Here is a 17,683-nt window from a genome sequence, read left to right on the forward strand (position 1 = left end):
ACTTCTTCGCTGTGTTTGCTCTCATCTTTCGCTCAGCTGAAAGCAATAGTAACCGTCGCAAGTAATGCACAGATTCCAACAACAGCAACAAAAACGGTGTTGTGGGGATTGCCCCGTTCAGGAGGATATTGACCGAGCGTGACTATTCTCAGTACTAACCACCCCGGCCAGTAGAACACCACTCCAAGTAAAACCTCTGCGATAGATGCGTATATGAAACTGAAAATGGCTTCGAGCATAGCTGCACTCAACGCACATTCTTATCCAACCGCGTCTTCACATAACTCCCCGGCGCATCCTCGATCACTTCGAGCTTGCCCTTGGCCGGGTCGCGTGCGGGCACCTGTTCGTCATTCTGCGCGGTGAGCCAGGTCTGCCAGTCGGTCCACCAGCTGCCGGGCTGCTGGGTGGCGCTGGCGTACCAGTCATCCGGGGTATCGGCCAGTTTGTCCGCCGTCCAGAAGCCGTACTTGTTGGCGGCGGGCGGGTTGACGATGCCGGCGATGTGGCCGGAGCCGCCGAGGACGAAGCGCACCGGGCCGCCGAGCACCTGCGCGCCGAGGTAGGTGGTCTTCCAGGGGGCGATGTGGTCTTCGATGGTGGAGATGAAGTAGCTGGGCGTCTTGATGGCCGAGAGGTCGATGGGGGTGTCGAGGATGGTGATGCCGCCGGGTTCGCGCAGGGCATTCTTCATGTACATGTTGCGCAGGTAGAAGCTGTGCATCTTGGCGGGCATGCGGGTGGAATCGGAGTTCCAGTAGAGCAGGTCAAACGGGAACGGGTCTTTGCCGAGCAGGTAGTTGTTGATGACGAAGGACCAGATGAGGTCGTTGGATCGCATCATGTTGAAGGTGTTGGCCATCTCGCTGCCTTCGAGGTAGCCGCGTGAGGCCATCTTCTTTTCGAGACTCTGCACCTGCTCTTCGTCGATGAAGACGCCGAGTTCGCCGGGGGCGGAGAAGTCGAGCAGGCTGGTGAAGTAGGTGGCGCTGGCGATGCGTTTGTCCTTGTGCGCGGTCATGTAGGCCATGGTGGTGCCGAGCAGGGTGCCGCCGAGGCAGTAGCCGGCGGCGTTGATCTCCTTGGCGCCGGTCTGTTCGACGATGGCGTCGACGGCGCCGAGCACGCCTTCCTGCACATAGTCGTCGAAGCTCTTGTCGGCCATGCGGGCGTCGGGGTTGGCCCAGCTGATGACGAAGACGGTGTGGCCCTGGTCGACGGCCCACTTGATCATGGAGTTCTTGTCGCGCAGGTCGAGCACGTAGTACTTGTTGATCCAGGGCGGGACGATGAGCAGCGGGCGCTTCCAGACCTTGTCGGTCGTGGGGGTGTATTGCAGCAGCTGGATGAGGTCGTTCTGGAAGACGACCTTGCCGGGCGTGGTGGCGACGTTCTTGCCGAGCTCGAAGGCGCTGGTATCGGTCATGCGGATCTTGAGCTGTCCGTCGCCTTCTTCGATGTCGCGCAGCAGGTTGTTGAAGCCCTTGACGAGGTTCTGGCCGTTGGTGCGCACGGTCTCGCGGAAGACCTCGGGATTGGTGGCGGCGAAGTTCGATGGCGACAGTGCGTCGATGTAGGCGCGCGTGAAGAAGTTGACCTTCTTGCGCGTGATCTCGTCGAGGCCTTCGACGCCCGCGACGGTGTCGTGGATGTGGCGCGCAGTGATGAGGTAGCCCTGCTTGATGAAGTCGAACAGGAAGCAGTCCTTCCAGTCGTCATCCTTGAAGCGCTTGTCGGTCTTCTCGGGGGATGCAACCGGCGTGGGGTCGAGCCCCATGAGGCGCAGGGTGCTGTTCTGCCACAGCGAGACGTAGTCCCACACGAGATTCATCTGCGCCTGCGCGAGGCGGTAGGGATTGGTGAGCAGCTTGGCTGTCATGTCCATGAAGGCCTGGGCGATGCCGAGTTCATCGCTGGGCGGCTCGATGCCCTTGGCCATCTGGCGGCTGAGGTGTTCGGCGAGCAGACGCGAGCTGCGCTCGGCGACCTCGGCATAGGTCCTGGCGATTTCGGCGGGATCGGGCAGCACAACAGCGTCAGGCGTTGCGGTAGCGGCTGGACTGGGGGTGGCCATGGTCGGCTCCTGTCAGATGTCTATGTTCAGCAAACGGCGGAAGGAACTGCAACAAACCGGATAATGCCATCGTCACCCTGGCTGCGCGTGGCAAGGCCGCGCCGGGTGACGTGATTGAGATGCGCGATGGTCTCGCCCATGGCGAACATGAGCTGATGCATGTCGAGTTCGAACGCGAACAGCGTGCCAAGCAGTTCAGCGGCGGCCTTGGGCGTGTCGAGCGCGGCCAGCAAGACCTCGTCGCGCTCGGCGTGGTGGGCATCGAGCTGGGCGATGCGCGTCTGCACGCCGTAGAACGGCAGGCCGTGCGAGGGCAGGACGAGGGTATCGGTGGGCAAATCGGCAAAGCGATGCACTGAATCGAGGAAGCGTTGCACGGAATCTTCCTCCGGCAGTGCGGCGGGCACGTTGACGTTGGTCGTGATGCGCGGCAAAAGCATGTCGCCCGAGATGAGCACGCGCAGACTGTCGCAGTACAACGAGGCATGCTCGGGCGAGTGACCGTAGCCCATGATGAGTCGCCAGCGCTGGCCGGCAAGCACGATCTCGTCGCCGTCAATGAGCCGGCGGAACTGCCTGGGCAGGCCCGGCACGCCCTTGGCGTAGACGTTGCCGCGCTGGCGGAAGCGTTCGCAGCGGGCCTCGTCCAGCCCGTGACGACCGAAGTGCGCGACCATGGCCGGGATGTCGTAGCCCGCGCTTTCGTTCAGCAGGGCGTGACCGAGGAAGTATTCGGCCAGACTCATCCACACCGGCACACCCCAAGTCTCGGCAAGCCACTGCGCACAGCCGGCGTGGTCCGGGTGGTAATGAGTCAGCACGATCTGGCAGGGCTGGTCACCGGTCGAGGCAAGGATGCCCTCCCACAGCTCGCGCGTCGGCGCGTCACCGAGACCCGTGTCGACAATCACCGTCTCGTCGCCCTCACCCAGCAACCACAGGTTGATGTGGTTGAGGCTGAACGGCAGGGGCATACTCAACCAGCGGATGCCGGGGGCAATGGGGATCAGGGTACCGGGTGCGGGGCGGGTGCTGACCGGGTAGCTCAGCGCTGCGCGGGCCGCGGCGGGATTCTCGGGCTTGCTCGACATTCTCTTTGTTGAAACGATGCGTAATCCGGGATTTGTCGGCAGCTTACGCCGAAACTGCAGTCTTGATGCGTTGCAGCAGCCGTTCGTGCTCGCCCTGGCCTGTCTCGAAGGGCAGTTTCTGTTTATCGAAAACAGGCTGAGCAATAGAATCGACCTCCCCACAGGAGGCTTGAACCGTGAAGCCACGCGTCTTGATCGCCGGCGCCAGCCGGGGCATCGGGCTGGAAATGGCCGTGCAGTACGCAGCCGAAGGCTGGCATGTGATTGCAGCATGTCGCGAGCCCGAGCAGGCCCGCCACTGGCTGCCGCCGACCGTGGACCTGCAGGCCATGGACATCACCCAGGCCGAATCGATCGCCACGCTGGCCTGGCACCTCGACGACGCACCGCTTGACCTGCTGATCGTCAATGCCGGCATCTACGGTCCGGACACCGAACATTTCACTGCGCCGTCCGACGAAGAATTCGACCGCGTGATGCGTACCAACGTGCTGGGTGCGATGCGCGTGATCCAGGCTTTTGCTCCCAACGTGGCGGCGGCCAAGGGCTGCATCGTGTCACTGACGACGCGCATGGCCTCGATGGCGCAGACCACTACCAGCGCCTTCGGCCTGCTCTACCGTACTTCGAAAGCCGCCCTCAACATGGTGTCGCGCGCAGCAGCGGCGGAATACGGCCCCAAGGGCGCCATCGTGGTCTGCCTGCACCCGGGCTGGGTGCGCACCGACATGGGGGGCGCCGATGCCACGCTGAGCGTTACAGAGTCCGTCGAGCAGATGCGTCACGTCATCGGCTCGCTGGGCCCGGGCGACAATGGTCGCTTCCTCGACCAGAGCGGACGGAGCATCGAATGGTGAGCGTCGCAGCAGTACCGGGCGATGCGGCGGGCGAGTTGCTGGCGCCGATCGACTTCTACTTCGATTTCTCCTCGCCCTACGGCTACCTCGCCAGCGAATTGATCGACGCTGTCGGTGCGCGGCACGGACGCCGGGTCGTGTGGCATGCCGTGCTGCTCGGCGCCGCCTTCCGCGCCACCGGCGGCCAGCCGCCATCGCAGCAACCGATCAAGGGCGATTACTTCCGCACGGATTTCCAGCGTTCAGCCCGTTACCACGACATCCCGTTGCGCATGCCGGCAGGCTTTCCGGTCTCCAGCCTGCATGCGACCCGCAGCTTCGCCTGGTTGGGGCAACAGGACGAAGCGCTGGCGCGCCGTTTCGCGCATGCCGTGTTCCGTGCCTATTTCACTGCCGAGCGCCCCATCGACCAGCTCGATACGGTGCTGGACATCGCGCGCAGCCTGGGCATTGACCGCGCCGCGCTGGCTGAAGCACTGACGACGCAATCGCTGAAGGATGCCACGCGGCTCGCCAACGACCGCGCACTCGCGCGCGGCGTATTCGGCTCGCCATTCTTCATCGTCGATGGCGAATCCTTCTGGGGCGTAGACAGATTGCCGCAGCTGGAACGCTGGCTCAGCGAGGGGGGCTTCTGATGCGGCCCCCGTGGCGCCGCCTGCTGGCGGCCTGCCTTTCGTGCTGTGCCTGTAGCCTCGTTGCCGCGCAGGACACGCAGAACTGGCTCAACGAAAGCTGGGTGCGCGTACCGGTCACAGTGACCCAGGCCAACGACACACCTCTCAACAGCACGATGCAGATCACGCGTTATCGCCCCGAAGGCAAAGGGCCGTTCCCGCTGGTCATCATCAACCACGGGCGCTCGACCGAGAACCGTGACTCGCCGCCACGCCAGCGCATGGACTACCTCGCCGCCTACTTCGTGCGACGCGGCTTTGCGGTGCTGGTGCCGACACGGGTCGGCTATGGCGAGTCGGCCTTCGAAGCCGACCCCGAGGCCTCGGGTCAATGTCGCAATCGCAACTACAACGCGGCGCTGCGCCCGGCTGTCGAGCAGATCAGCGCAACGCTCACCTACGCAAGGAGCCAGGACTGGATCGACACCCGTCGCCACTGGGTCGCCGGCGTCTCGGTTGGCGGTATCGCCTCGGTGGCCTACGCAGCAACGCGCCCCGAAGGGTTGGAGGCCTACATCAACTTCAGCGGTGGCGCCGGCGGTAATCCCGTGACGCGCCCGGGCGAGCCCTGCCAGCCGGAAAAACTGGCAGCCGTCTTCGAAAGCGCGGGCAGCCGCATCCAGGTACCCGGCCTCTGGCTGTATGCGCAGAACGACCGTTACTTCAGCAAGCAGCACGTGCAGAGCTGGTTCGCCCGCTATGCGCAGACCAACCAGCAGGCCCGCCTCGAAATGCTGCCCGCGGTCGGTGACGACGGCCACACCCTTGCCAGCGCCGCCCCCCAGCTTTGGCGTCCGCTGCTGGACCGTTTCCTGGCGAAGCTCGACGTCGCCGCGCCGCGTGTGGCGAGCGCCCAGTCCCCCAGCGGCTTCGCCCGTATCGACGACGTGCAGGCCGTGCCCTGGATCAGCAACCACATGCGCAACGCGCAGTACCCGGCCTTCCTCGCCAGCGACCGGCCACGCGCCTTCGCCATTGCGCGCGACGGTACCGTCGGCTGGGCCAGCACGCCACGCGACGCCGTAGCGCAGGCCCTGAAGTTCTGCCAGCGCAAGACGAACGAAGCCTGCATGCTCTACGCTGTAGACGACGATGTCGTCTGGGCCCCACCCGCTACACCATGACCACCGACGCACCGCCCTCACCCTGCATCCGTGTCTGCTGCCTCGACGATCAGGATGTCTGCCTGGGCTGCTTCAGAACCCTTGAAGAGATTACCGGCTGGCGCGACAAGGACGCCGGGACACAGCACGCGATCCTCGCCAGGTGCGACGAGCGCCGCCGCGAACACGACGCGCGCTTCCCACCTTTCAAGGCCAGCACCCCCACTTCGAAACCTCGCTAACTGCGTGCCGGAAGGCGCAATGCGGCAAGGAGTCCGCACTGCCGGGGTGAACACGCCCAGCGGTCTTTCGCGTATCTTTGGCGCGTCATCCCCCAGCGTCCTGCCATGCAGCTCACCCTCATCAGCGGCCTCTCCGGTTCGGGCAAATCGATTGCCCTCAACGTGCTGGAAGACGCCGGCTACTACTGCGTCGACAACCTGCCGGCCACCTTGCTGCCGCAGCTGGTGAGCTACCTGTCGTCAACCGGGTATGAGCGCGTGGGCGTGGCCATCGATGTGCGCTCGGGCGCCAGCATCGCGGCTGTACCCCAACTGGTGGACCTGCTGCGCAACATGGTGGCCGACGTGCGCTTCCTGTTCCTCGATTCGCGCGACGACACGCTGATTGCACGCTTCTCGGAAACTCGGCGCCGCCACCCCCTGGCCGGCGAAGGCATCACCATCGGCGAAGCCATCGCCCACGAACGCGAACTGCTCGGCGATATCGGCGAGCTGGGCCACCGCATCGACACCAGCAACATCCTGCCGAATACCCTGCGCGCCTGGATCAAGGACATGATCAAGGCCGATCCCAACAAGGGCCTGACCCTGCTGTTCCAGTCCTTCGGTTTCAAGCACGGCATCCCGGTCGACGCCGACATGGTGTTCGATGTGCGTTGCCTGCCCAACCCTTACTACACGCTGGCCTTGCGCCCACTGACGGGTTGTGACCAACCCGTCATCGACTTCCTCGAAAACGTGCCCGAAGTGCACAAGATGGCGCAAGACATCGAGCGCTTCGTCGGCGAGTGGCTGCCTTCGTTCGTCCGCGATGGCCGCAGCTACTTCACGGTCGCCATCGGCTGTACCGGCGGCCAGCATCGCTCGGTTTACCTCGCCGAACGCCTTGCAAAAGCCTTCGCCCCACACGTGCCGGTGCTGGTGCGACACCGGTCACGCAAAACGGAGTAAGGCGGCCATGCAGCCCGCGCGCGCCACGCACCTCACGTCCTGGCTTCGGCTGTTTCGCCCTGGCGACGTATTGACCCTGGTGCTGTGCGCCGCATTCACTGCCTTCGTCACGCTGCATTTCTGGTCCCCCGATACGCCGCGTCAGGCCATCGTGCGTGTCGGCGGTCAGCAGGTCGCCAGCCTGTCGCTCGATACGCCGCGGCAGTTCGAAGTGCGCGGCCCGCTGGGCGTCACGCGTATCGAGATCGAACCGGGACGCGCACGTGTCGCTTCGGATCCCGGCCCTCGTCAATACTGCGTCAAGCAAGGCTGGCTGAGTCGCGTCGGCGCCATCGCAATCTGCGCACCCAACGAGGTAAGCCTGATGCTCGAAGGGCGCAGCGGGCAATTCGACTCGATGAGCTATTGAATGCAGCTTCACGCTGACGCTTCGGATTACCGCATCGCGCGGTATGCCACCGCAGCCATCATGCTGTCGGTCGCCGAAGCCGCTCTGCCCTCGCCCCTGCCCGGGGTCAAACCCGGCCTCGCCAATATCGTGGTGCTCATCGTGCTGTGGCGCCACGGCTGGCGTGATGCGGCCTGGGTCGCGCTGCTGCGTGTCTTCGCCAGCAGCCTGCTGCTGGGCCAACTGCTGGCTCCCGGCTTTTTCCTCAGTCTCGCGGGCAGCCTCAGCAGCCTGCTGGTGCTGGCCCTCGCGGCACGCCTGCCGCGCCGCGTCTTCGGGCCGGTCAGCGTCAGCCTGCTGGCCGCCTACGCCCACATCGCCGGCCAACTGGTGCTGGCGCGACTATGGCTGGTCCCGCATGACGGACTATGGCATCTGGCGCCAGTTTTCGGGCTTGCGGCGCTGATCTTCGGCTGCGTCAACGGCCTCGTTGCAGCCCGCCTGCTGCAAAGCGGTTCCGCGATCGCCCCCTGAAAAAACAAGGGGCCGCTTCGCGGCCCCTGGGCGATCAGCTTGATACCGCGTTACTTCTTCGGCGCTTCAGCCGGTGCCGAAGCGGCCGGCGGTGCCGCCTTGAAGCTCAGCAACTCAACTTCAAACTGCAGCGTCGCGCCCGGCGGGATCGCGGCGCCAGCGCCGTTGTCACCGTAAGCGATGGCAGCCGGGCAAACCAGCTTGGCCTTGCCGCCAGCCTTCATCTTCTGCACGCCTTCACCCCAGCACTTGATGACGCCGGTCAGCGGGAACTCGATCGGCTCGCCGCGCTTGTAAGAGCTGTCGAACTCCTTGCCGTCAATCAGCGTGCCACGGTAATGCACCTTCACGATGTCGGAAGCGCCGGGATTGGGGCCCGTACCTTCCTTCTGCGAGACATAGATCAGGCCCGAAGCCGTCTTCACAGCGCCCGGTTCCTTGGCAGCCTTGTCGGCAAATGCCTTGCCGGCAGCGGCGATCTTGTTGGTGAAGGCTACACGACGAGCCTGAGCAAGCGGCTGGATGCGCGGGCCATAAGCTTCCATGTCGACGGTCAGCTTCTTGTCCTGCACCGAGTCGGCGATGCCCTTCTGGATCAGTGCCAATTCGGCCGCGCTCGGCGAGAACACCTTGAGCTGCTGGCCCAGCACCACGCCCACGGCGTAGAGCGTCTTCTGGTCGTCGTTCATGCCGGACTTCTCGGCAGCCGGAGCCGACTGGTCAGCAGCAAAAGCACTGCCCATGGCAGCAAGGGTCAGCAGGGCAACAAGCGTCTTTTTCATGGAATTCCCGGAGTGAATGCGTTGAAGTGGGACAGCACAGGTGCGCGATAGTGCCACGAATCGGCGACCCGCAGGCGTTCGGCCAGCTGCTCGGAAAACCGCTCCGCCGACAGGCCGAAACTGCTTGCAAAGACCTCTCCGGGATCCGCCGCCGTCTTCGTCGCACGCACCCACTCCGCAATGCGAGCCCAGCCGCTCTTCTGGACCAGCAGTTCGGCAGCGCTGACGACCTGCCCCAGCACGACAGCCGCGCCATGCTCGCGCTGGGCTTGCCGGTAGGCGTCGGTGGTCGCCAGTGTTACCAGTGCGGGCAACGCACGTTTTGCCGCACGCAGTTGCTCCTGTCGCAGCTGCTGGCTGGCCGCCGACGAACGCAGACCCATGGTCTCCAGGCACAGGCTGGCCATGTATTCACGCAGACCGAATGCCATCCAGGCAAACTGGCCCCTGCTGTTCCCTGCCAGCTGCAGGTGGCGCCCCACCAGCAGCGATGCCGTGGAAGCGGCCAGGCGCTCGTCCGTACTCAGGCGTCCCGCATCCAGGATGGCCACACTGCCCTGCCAGATGGATGTGCTGCCGCGCACGGAGCGCTCTGCATCTGCCACCGTGTAGCCAAGCTCACGAACGAGAAGCTGAGCCATCTCTTCACTGTCTTCCGCCAGAAAAATCCGCATGCTGATCGTCAGACCCTCTCCCAGATGCTCGCTGAGCAGGCGCTGGGTCTGTGCATGGGCGGCCTCGATGACCGCAGCCTTGTCCGCGGCAACGCGCCCGGCCACAACCTCCACGGCCTTGCCGCCTGCGTAGGCGCGCTGCAACCATTCCGGAAATTCGCGATGGAAATCGCGTTGTGTCACACCAAAGCTGTCACGAAAGCACGTGCTTTCACGTGAAAAGGTACCCATGCAACGCATGTAGCCCATCATGGCGGCGGGGAATTCCGCCTCCTTCTTCTCGGCCAGCGCCATGAACATCAGGTCGGCCATTTCATAGGGCTGGCGACGCTGATCGGTCCAGGTCGTCCACTGCATGAAACTCACCTCACCCAGGTCCTGCGGTGCAACCGGGTTGCTTGCCATACGCACGGAATTGATGCGATCGAGCTGCCACTTGGCGAAGCTTTGATCGCCAAGGCGGTTGGCCACCAACGCGCCAACCCAATCGGCCATGCCTTCCTTGATCCAGCGATTGGCGCGCTCCATCCCCGCAGCAGAGCCGATCAGCTTGCCCTGCACGATGTGGGTCAGCTCATGCGCCATGACGAACCGTGCGCGCGACAAACCGGTCGGGCTCAGCAGCTTGATATAGATCGTGTTCCGCGCCACACCGGTGACGCCGCCGGTAGCGCGTGCCGTCAATTCGGCCCTCTCGTGGCTGTAGCCGCCATCCTTGCGCAGGACCTCGTAATAACAAGCCTCCGTAGGGCAGACCACAACCCGGGCATCGATGTCCTCCGTGAAGCCGAACTCCTGCTTCAGAATGCCGCCGAACGCCTCAATGGTTCGCCGCAGTTCGACAACGAGGGCAGGTGCCACGCCGTCCATGGGTTTCATCGTCACGCCGGCTTGAGCCCAGGACGACAGGCATGCCAACAAAAAGAACAGGGTCCGACGCACCATGGGTCTCCAGTTCGGGGTGAGTGCCGGATTATGCATCCGGCAAACCGGGTGGCAACAGTTGAAAAAAAGCCCTCGTGTCACCACGAGGGCTTTTCACCGTCTGTCGCATCAAGGCTCAGACGATCATCCCGGCGCCAACGGTATTGTTGTTGCTCTCGTCGATGACGATGAAAGCGCCCGTCGCGCGGTTGTCGGCATAGGCGTCGGCGAACACGGGCTGAGCCAGCTTGAAGCCGACCCTGGCGATGTCGTTCATCGCAAGCTGCGTCGCCTCGACATGCCCCTGGGAGTTGACGTCCACCTTGAAGGCAATGCCCGTCAGCTTGGCCTTGCTGCTGCGCGTGGTGTGGCGGATCAGGTAGGTGCGGGCCGGCGACAGCGGGGTCTCGGACAGCCAGCAGACCATGGCCTCGATTTCCTTCTTCTGCTCGGGCACTTCGCTGCTCTTGACCAGCATGTCACCGCGCGAGATGTCGATCTCGTCTTCGAGCAGGATGGTCACGGACTGTTCGCTTACACCCTCGGCAATATCGACACCGCCGATCTGCACGGCCTTCACACGGCTCTCGCGACCATTCGGCAGTGCGGTCAGCAGGTCACCGACCTTGACCGAGCCCGACTCGATGCGCCCCTGGAAGCCGCGATAGTCATGCAGGTCCGGGTTGGCGGAATCCTGCGGGCGACAGACGAACTGCACGGGGAAGCGGAAGGCTTCGGGCTTCTCGCCGCTTTTGTGTACACCGGCGGCCGGCACGCCTTCGAGCAGCTCCAGCAGGGTCGGGCCCTGGTACCAGCTCATGACTTCCGAACGATCCACGACGTTGTCGCCATTGAGCGCCGACATCGGAATGAAGCGGATGTCGCGGCCATCGTCGAACAGGCCCAGCTTGGCGATGAAGGCCTTGTAATCGGCGACGATGGCGTCGAACTTCGATTGATCGTGATCGATCAGGTCCATCTTGTTTACCGCCACCACGATGTGCGGGATGTTCACGAGGTGGGCGAGGTAGCTGTGGCGACGCGTCTGCGTCAGCACGCCCTTGCGCGCATCGATGAGGATGATGGCAAGGTTGGCCGTCGAAGCGGCCGTCACCATGTTGCGCGTGTACTGTTCGTGGCCCGGTGCGTCAGCAATGATGTACTTGCGCGTGCCGGTCGAGAAGTAACGGTAGGCCACGTCGATGGTGATGCCCTGCTCGCGCTCGGCCTGCAGGCCATCGGTCAGCAGCGACAGGTCGACGGCTTCCATGCCGCGCTTCTTCGAGGTCTTCTCGATCGCGTTGAGCGTGTCGGCGAGGATGGTCTTGGTGTCGAACAGCAGTCGGCCGATGAGGGTGCTCTTGCCGTCGTCGACGCTGCCGCAGGTCATGAAGCGTAGAAGACCGTTGTCTTCTACGCGGTGAGGAGTGAGGAGTGAGGAGTGAGGAGTGTTCATTGTGTTTAGCTTTCCGTGGGCTGAATTCAGGTGGGGCTTACAGGGCGAGCGGGTTTACTCCTCACTCCTCCCTCCTTACGCCTCACTCAGAAATACCCTTCCTTCTTCCGTTGCTCCATCGAGGCTTCGGAAGTCTGATCGTCGAGGCGCGTCGCGCCGCGTTCAGTAATCGTGGTGGTGGCGGTCTCGACAACGATCTTCTCGACCGAGTCGGCATCCGAGGGCACGGGCGCCGTGCAGGGGATGTCGCCGACGGTACGGAAGCGCACCTGCATGTCGATGATCTCTTCGCCAGCCTTGGGCTGGTTGAGCACTTCACCGCTCGCGAGTTCAACATTGACCGGCATGATCGCGCCGCCGCGCATCACCACCGGGCGCGTGTGGGCGAAGTAGATCGAGGGCAGTTCGAGCTTCTCGCGCTCGATGTACTGCCACACGTCCATCTCGGTCCAGTTGCTGATCGGAAACGCCCGGATGTTCTCGCCCTTGTGCACGCGAGCGTTGTACAGGCTCCACAGCTCGGGGCGCTGGTTCTTCGGGTCCCACTGGCCGAACTCGTCGCGGAAACTCATCACGCGCTCCTTGGCGCGGGCCTTTTCCTCGTCACGACGTGCGCCGCCGATACAGGCGTCGAACTCGAATTCCGCAATGGCTTCCAGCAAGGTCACGGCCTGATGCTTGTTGCGCGACTCATCCGCGCTCTTGAGCACCACGGTGCCGCGCTTCATGGAGTCTTCGACCGAACGCACGATCAGACGCTCACCGAGCTCGGCCGCGCGCTTGTCGCGGAAGTCCACGACTTCCTTGTAGTTGTGGCCGGTGTCGATGTGCATCAGCGGGAAGGGGAACTTGCCCGGGCGGAAAGCCTTTTCGGCCACGCGCAGCATGCAGATTGAATCCTTGCCGCCGGAGAACAGCAGCACCGGGCGTTCGCACTGGCCGGCCACTTCACGCATGATGTGGATGGCCTCGGCTTCAAGCCAGTCGAGGTGGGAGAGGGTTTGTTTGGTCAGAGTGGTCATGATCGTGTTTCAGCCGCACAGGGCGGCATGGGGTTACTTCTTGACGTGCAGGCCGCATTCTTTCAGCGCAGGATCCTCCCACCACCAGCGCCCGGCGCGCACATCTTCGCCGACGGCAATCGCGCGCGTACAGGGCGCGCAACCAATGCTGGGGTAGAACTGGTCGTGCAGGGCGTTGTAGGGCACGCCATGGATGCGGATGTAGGCCCACACCTCCTGCTCGCTCCAGTCGGAGAGCGGGTTGTACTTGTCGAGGCCATTGCCTTCGTCGAACTGGCGCACGGGCAGATCGGTGCGCGTTGCGCCCTGCGCCGCACGCATGCCGGTGATCCAAGCCTTCTTGCCCGCCAGCGCACGCTTGAGCGGCTCGACCTTGCGCACATGGCAACAGGCCTTGCGCAGCTCGACCGAGTCGTAGAAGGCATTGATGCCGTTCGTGCGCACGTAAGTTTCGACGGCATTGCTGTCCGGGAAGAAGACCTTGAGACGGGTAGCGTACTGCGTCTCGACCTCGCCCATCAGCGTGTAGGTCTCGGCAGGCAGGCGGCCGGTGTCGAGCGAGAAGATCTCGACGGGCAGACCCTCCTTGAGGATGATGTCGGTGAGCACCATGTCCTCGGCACCGAAGCTATTGGCGAAGGTGATTTCACCGGGCTGCGCCTTGTGCAGGTCGATCGCCGCATGCAGCAGCTCGACAGCCTGAGAGCGCTTCACAGCCACGCTCATGCGCAGCGCGTCGGTCAGCTCCGGATTCGTCGCAGCGTTGATGGCACGCGGCCGGATGATGGAAACAGTGTCACTCATCTCAACCCCGAGCGTGACGACGCCAGAGCGGCTGGTCGATCACGGTCGCGCCCTGGTAGGGATCGCTGAAGTCGTTGAGCGAAGCCAGCGCGTCTTCCGCCGAGCGGTCAGCACGGATCTGGTAGGCGTCAAAGCCGCAGCGCTTGAAGAAGAACAGCTGGTCGCGCAGCACGTCGCCAAAGGCACGCAGTTCGTTCCTGAAGCCGAAGCGCGTGCGCAGCAGCGCGCCGGCCGAATAGATGCGGCCGTCGGCAAAGCGTTCGACGTGGATGGCGATGACCGGGAAGGCATTCACGTCAGCCTGCGCAGCAAGGTCTTCGACGAGTTCGTGCGTCTCCAGCCATACGCCGACCTCGCCAGCCGCCACGCGCGCAGCGAGTGCTTCACGACGTGCCTGCCAGACCACGAAGGGCACAATGACCTTGCCGTCCGGAATGACGGTATCGGCGATCTGCCCGGGTGTGGCCGTCTCGGCACCCGTGAGCTTGAACAGCACGACCTTGCCGGCCTGCTTCTTCACTTCGGTCTCAATCGCGGGCAGACGCACGATCTGCCATGCGTCGTCGGCCACGATGCTGGCCACGCCAGCGTTCAGCTTGATCAGGTTAGACATTCGCAGCTTCCTTCTTGCCCGGTTGGCGGTCAGCGTAGACACGCTCCTTGAATGGTGCGAGGCCCAGACGGCGCACGGTGTCGATGAAGCGCTCTTCCTGCGTGCGATTGTCGACATAGACATCGATCAGGCGCTGCACGACGCCAGCGACTTCGTCGGCCGCGAAGGACGGCCCGATGACTTCGCCCAGGCTCGCGTCATTGCCCTGCTTGCCGCCGATGGACACCTGGTACCACTCGCTGTCGTTCTTGTCGACGCCAAGGATGCCGATGTGGCCCACATGGTGATGACCGCAGGAGTTCATGCAGCCAGAGATGTTGAGCTCCAGATCCCCGATGTCGTGCTGGTAGTCCAGATCATCGAACTGGCGCTGGATCGACTCGGCGATCGGAATGCTCTTGGCATTAGCCAGATCGCAGAATGAACCGCCGGGGCAGCAGATGATGTCGGTGATGAGGCCGATATTCGGCGTCGCCAGACCGGCCGCCTTCGCTTCCAGCCACAGCGCGTAGAGATCAGACAGCTTGACGTCGGAGAGGATGATGTTCTGCTCGTGCGAAGTACGCAGCTCACCGAAGCTGTACTTGTCGGCGAGGTCGGCAACCGCGTCGAGCTGGCTGTCAGTGATGTCGCCCGGCGCAATGCCCGTGGGCTTGAGCGACAGGGTCACGGCGCGGTAGCCCGGCACCTTGTGGGCGTGCACATTGCGCTTGACCCAGTTGGCAAAGGCCTTCTCTGCAAGCTTTGCGTCAAAGCCGGCATCCGTCACGGGCAGCGTGGCATAGGCCGGTGCGGTGAAGTGCCTGGCGACGCGATCGAGCTCGGCCTGCGTGATGGTGTTGGGGCCATCCTTGTGGAACGCCCACTCGTCCAGCACCTGCTTCTTGAACGCTTCGATGCCCAGTGCCTTGACGAGGATCTTGATGCGCGCCTTGTAGGCGTTGTCGCGACGGCCGTAGCGGTTGTAGACGCGGATCGCGGCTTCGCAATAGGTCAGGATGTGCTGCCAGGGCAGCGCTTCTTCAATGACTTCACCGAGGATGGGCGTACGACCGAGGCCACCACCGATCCACACGCGGGCTACGAGTCCGCCGGCAGCATCGCGGTAGAACTCCAGGCCGATGTCGTGCATCTGCACGACGGCGCGATCAGTCGTTGTGCCACTCACCGCAATCTTGAACTTGCGCGGCAAGAGGGCGAATTCGGGGTGGAAGGTGCTCCACTGACGAATGATTTCGGCGAGCGGCCGCGGATCAACGATCTCGTCCGGCGCGATGCCGGCAAACTGGTCGGTGGTCACGTTGCGGATGCAGTTGCCCGAGGTCTGGATGGCGTGCATTTCCACGCTGGCCAGCTCTTCGAGAATGTCCGGCACGCGCTTGAGCTCCGGCCAGTTGTACTGGAAGTTCTGGCGCGTCGACACGTGGGCGTAGCCCTTGTCGTATTCGCGAGCAATGTGCGCCAGCTTGCGGATCTGCGTCGAGTTGAGCAGGCCGTAGGGCACGGCCACGCGCAGCATCGGTGCATAGCGCTGGATGTAGAGGCCGTTCTGCAGACGCAGAGGGCGGAACTCTTCTTCCTTCAGTTCGCCCGCAAGGTAACGGCGGGTCTGGTCACGGAACTGCGCAACGCGCTCATTGACGATGCGCTGGTCGTATTCGTCGTATTTGTACATGTTCGCAATCTCTCTGCGGGAAATCGTATTGGTGCGCGCTTCGCTGCGTATTCGTAAGTACTGCGCTCAGCGTGCCGCGATCAGCTTCATGCCGATCAGCACCAGCATGCCGGCGAGAATCGGCCGCAGCACTTTCTCGGGCACCCTGGCGGAAATATGGCTGCCGATCCAGATGCCCGGCAGGGATCCGATCAGCAAACTCCCCAGCAGCACCCAGTTGATGCTGCCGAGGAACCAGTGGCCGATGCCGGCCACAAGGGTAAGCGGCACCGCGTGCGCAATGTCCGAACCGACGATGCGATGGGCTGGCAAGGAAGGGTAAAGAAAGAAAAGTGCGGTTACGCCCAGCGCACCGGCTCCGACGGACGAGATCGACACCAGCACGCCCAGTATGGCCCCCATCATCACGGTAAGCCAGAACGTACGTTGCGGATCCGGCTGGGCCGGCGCATGGCGCTGGGCAAAAGCCTGGATGTGCTTGCGGAAGATCAGGGACACGGCCGTCAGCAGCAAGGCAATGCCCAGGGCGAATGAAATCAGGCCCTTGGCCTCGCCGATACCGCCCGGGAACCAGGTGTGCAGGGCAGCCAGGGTCAGGGCTGCTGCCGGCAGGGAGCCATAGGCCATGGCACGCGTGATGCCCCAGTCCACCGTGCCCTTGAGGCTGTGTGCCAGCGTGCCGCCGGCCTTGGTGATCGAGGCATAGAGCAGGTCCGTACCCACGGCAACAGCCGGACTGACGCCGAACAGCAGCACCAGCAGGGGCGTCATGAGCGAGCCGCCGCCCACGCCGGTCAAACCGACGATGGAGCCGACGGCAAAGCCTGCGACGGGGTACATCCAGTCCATGGGAACACCGAGCCTAGGTTGAAGTTTGCGGATCATAGCGGGGGGACATGGGCGCCACACCCCGTGCACGGCTCACATCAATAGTAGTAAAAGTAATAGAAGGCCCTGCGGGCGCCGCTACCCGGCCTGCCAGACCGGTGGCCGCACCACGGCCAGGACTTGCACCCAGCCCTGTTGAGAGCCGGCGGCAGAAATCCGGGGCGTGTGCGAGAAACCCGGGCCGCTCAGCCGCGGCGGAACCAGAACCACCACAGAACAAGCATGACAACTCCAACCCAGAGCAGGCGGGTCGACATGAAGATATCGGTCGCGGAAGTCGGTGCCATGCCGCTCCACACCTCGACCGTCACACCATCAACGATCATGTTGTCGGAACGGACAAATGACACGATGGGCCGGGCGAATCTGGACTCGCGGAACGTCACCGGCCCGGCGCTCGACACCAGCTCGAAGACCTGCCCCGCCCTGCCGTTTGTCTCGCTGAGCCCGCTGACGGGGCTCTTGTGGATCGGACTGACCCCGTTCGATGTCTCCTGCATCTCCCAGCCGGCCATCCACAGACTGGCCGCCGGTCCGTCCGAGCGGGCGCGGCCAATGAGGCGCAAGACAACGGCGTAAGGATTGTCCAGCGTCGTCACCGGTATGGAATCCCCGCTCCAATCCACGGAGTCGGCCAGAAACGCGTTGATCAGCGTGCTCTCATTCCGGTCCGGTGCTGACGGTTTGAAGTCGTCAATCTTGCGCAGCGTCTCGGCGTCCAGCGAAATGCTTTTGACCAGGCGTTCGCCAAACTTCTGCTGTGCCGCCTGTGGCGCCCCCTGCATCACGCCCAGTACACAGGCCATGACCAGCAGCCACTTTTTCATTTGCTCCCCCGTCTTTTCGACATGTCATGCAGATTTTACGGCAAGGCGCTCTGCAGGGACTTTCCCGCAAACCCATGTTGCTTGCGCGCAAACCCGCCAGA

General features: G+C 63.6%; 18 protein-coding genes. 7 read left to right on the forward strand and 11 right to left on the reverse strand.

Annotation, left to right across the window (positions count from 1 at the left end; genetic code table 11):
- Positions 1 to 247 precede the first annotated feature (247 nt).
- Positions 248 to 2,074, reverse strand: coding sequence for a PHA/PHB synthase family protein (locus tag ABEA02_RS09470; protein ID WP_345532667.1), 1,827 nt, complete (start codon positions 2,072 to 2,074; stop codon positions 248 to 250).
- Positions 2,075 to 2,100: 26 nt separating this feature from the next.
- A complete protein-coding gene (locus ABEA02_RS09475; RefSeq protein ID WP_345532668.1) occupies positions 2,101 to 3,165 on the reverse strand; it encodes an MBL fold metallo-hydrolase in 1,065 nt (354 codons plus the stop codon).
- 176 nt (positions 3,166 to 3,341) lie between these two features.
- Between ABEA02_RS09475 and ABEA02_RS09480 the strand changes: the two genes are divergently transcribed.
- The 7 genes from ABEA02_RS09480 to ABEA02_RS09510 all read left to right on the forward strand — a co-directional run bounded on the left by ABEA02_RS09480 (position 3,342) and on the right by ABEA02_RS09510 (position 7,917).
- Positions 3,342 to 4,022 (forward strand): SDR family NAD(P)-dependent oxidoreductase, encoded by a 681-nt coding sequence (locus ABEA02_RS09480; protein WP_345532669.1) that lies wholly within the window; start codon positions 3,342 to 3,344, stop codon positions 4,020 to 4,022.
- Complete coding sequence (locus tag ABEA02_RS09485) at positions 4,016 to 4,660, forward strand: 2-hydroxychromene-2-carboxylate isomerase (protein WP_345532670.1); 645 nt, start codon at positions 4,016 to 4,018, stop codon at positions 4,658 to 4,660. Before ABEA02_RS09480 ends, ABEA02_RS09485 begins: the two co-directional genes overlap by 7 nt.
- A complete protein-coding gene (locus ABEA02_RS09490; RefSeq protein ID WP_345532671.1) occupies positions 4,660 to 5,823 on the forward strand; it encodes a dienelactone hydrolase family protein in 1,164 nt (387 codons plus the stop codon). Before ABEA02_RS09485 ends, ABEA02_RS09490 begins: the two co-directional genes overlap by 1 nt.
- Complete coding sequence (locus ABEA02_RS09495; RefSeq protein ID WP_345532672.1) at positions 5,820 to 6,044, forward strand: DUF1289 domain-containing protein; 225 nt, start codon at positions 5,820 to 5,822, stop codon at positions 6,042 to 6,044. The genes ABEA02_RS09490 and ABEA02_RS09495 overlap by 4 nt, the downstream gene beginning before the upstream one ends.
- Before the next feature lie 105 nt (positions 6,045 to 6,149).
- Positions 6,150 to 6,995 carry an RNase adapter RapZ gene (gene rapZ, locus ABEA02_RS09500; protein WP_345532673.1) on the forward strand — a complete coding sequence of 282 codons (846 nt, stop codon included), beginning with the start codon at positions 6,150 to 6,152 and terminating at the stop codon, positions 6,993 to 6,995.
- Between the two features lie 7 nt (positions 6,996 to 7,002).
- On the forward strand, positions 7,003 to 7,404 hold the full coding sequence (locus ABEA02_RS09505) for a NusG domain II-containing protein (RefSeq protein WP_345532674.1): 402 nt from the start codon (positions 7,003 to 7,005) through the stop codon (positions 7,402 to 7,404).
- Between the two features lie 60 nt (positions 7,405 to 7,464).
- Positions 7,465 to 7,917 (forward strand): Gx transporter family protein, encoded by a 453-nt coding sequence (locus tag ABEA02_RS09510; RefSeq protein ID WP_345533627.1) that lies wholly within the window; start codon positions 7,465 to 7,467, stop codon positions 7,915 to 7,917.
- Positions 7,918 to 7,967: 50 nt separating this feature from the next.
- On the opposite strand, the gene ABEA02_RS09515 is transcribed toward ABEA02_RS09510, so the two are convergent.
- The 9 genes from ABEA02_RS09515 to ABEA02_RS09555 form a co-directional block, all read right to left on the reverse strand.
- Positions 7,968 to 8,699, reverse strand: a complete 732-nt coding sequence (locus ABEA02_RS09515) for an FKBP-type peptidyl-prolyl cis-trans isomerase (protein WP_345532675.1) — start codon at positions 8,697 to 8,699, stop codon at positions 7,968 to 7,970.
- On the reverse strand, positions 8,696 to 10,318 hold the full coding sequence (locus ABEA02_RS09520) for a hypothetical protein (protein WP_345532676.1): 1,623 nt from the start codon (positions 10,316 to 10,318) through the stop codon (positions 8,696 to 8,698). Before ABEA02_RS09520 ends, ABEA02_RS09515 begins: the two co-directional genes overlap by 4 nt.
- Before the next feature lie 115 nt (positions 10,319 to 10,433).
- A complete protein-coding gene (locus tag ABEA02_RS09525; RefSeq protein ID WP_345532677.1) occupies positions 10,434 to 11,753 on the reverse strand; it encodes a sulfate adenylyltransferase subunit 1 in 1,320 nt (439 codons plus the stop codon).
- A gap of 86 nt (positions 11,754 to 11,839) precedes the next feature.
- Complete coding sequence (cysD, locus tag ABEA02_RS09530) at positions 11,840 to 12,775, reverse strand: sulfate adenylyltransferase subunit CysD (RefSeq protein WP_345532678.1); 936 nt, start codon at positions 12,773 to 12,775, stop codon at positions 11,840 to 11,842.
- A gap of 33 nt (positions 12,776 to 12,808) precedes the next feature.
- Entirely contained in the window at positions 12,809 to 13,579 is a 771-nt protein-coding gene (locus ABEA02_RS09535; RefSeq protein ID WP_345532679.1) for a phosphoadenylyl-sulfate reductase, read from the reverse strand.
- A gap of 1 nt (position 13,580) precedes the next feature.
- Positions 13,581 to 14,192 carry a DUF934 domain-containing protein gene (locus tag ABEA02_RS09540; RefSeq protein ID WP_345532680.1) on the reverse strand — a complete coding sequence of 204 codons (612 nt, stop codon included), beginning with the start codon at positions 14,190 to 14,192 and terminating at the stop codon, positions 13,581 to 13,583.
- Positions 14,185 to 15,867 (reverse strand): nitrite/sulfite reductase, encoded by a 1,683-nt coding sequence (locus tag ABEA02_RS09545; protein WP_345532681.1) that lies wholly within the window; start codon positions 15,865 to 15,867, stop codon positions 14,185 to 14,187. Before ABEA02_RS09545 ends, ABEA02_RS09540 begins: the two co-directional genes overlap by 8 nt.
- A gap of 66 nt (positions 15,868 to 15,933) precedes the next feature.
- Entirely contained in the window at positions 15,934 to 16,716 is a 783-nt protein-coding gene (locus ABEA02_RS09550) for a sulfite exporter TauE/SafE family protein (protein ID WP_345532682.1), read from the reverse strand.
- Between the two features lie 224 nt (positions 16,717 to 16,940).
- Complete coding sequence (locus tag ABEA02_RS09555) at positions 16,941 to 17,582, reverse strand: hypothetical protein (protein ID WP_345532683.1); 642 nt, start codon at positions 17,580 to 17,582, stop codon at positions 16,941 to 16,943.
- Positions 17,583 to 17,683 lie beyond the last annotated feature (101 nt).

The organism is Viridibacterium curvum (genome assembly GCF_039544165.1).
Lineage (GTDB): Bacteria > Pseudomonadota > Gammaproteobacteria > Burkholderiales > Rhodocyclaceae > Viridibacterium > Viridibacterium curvum.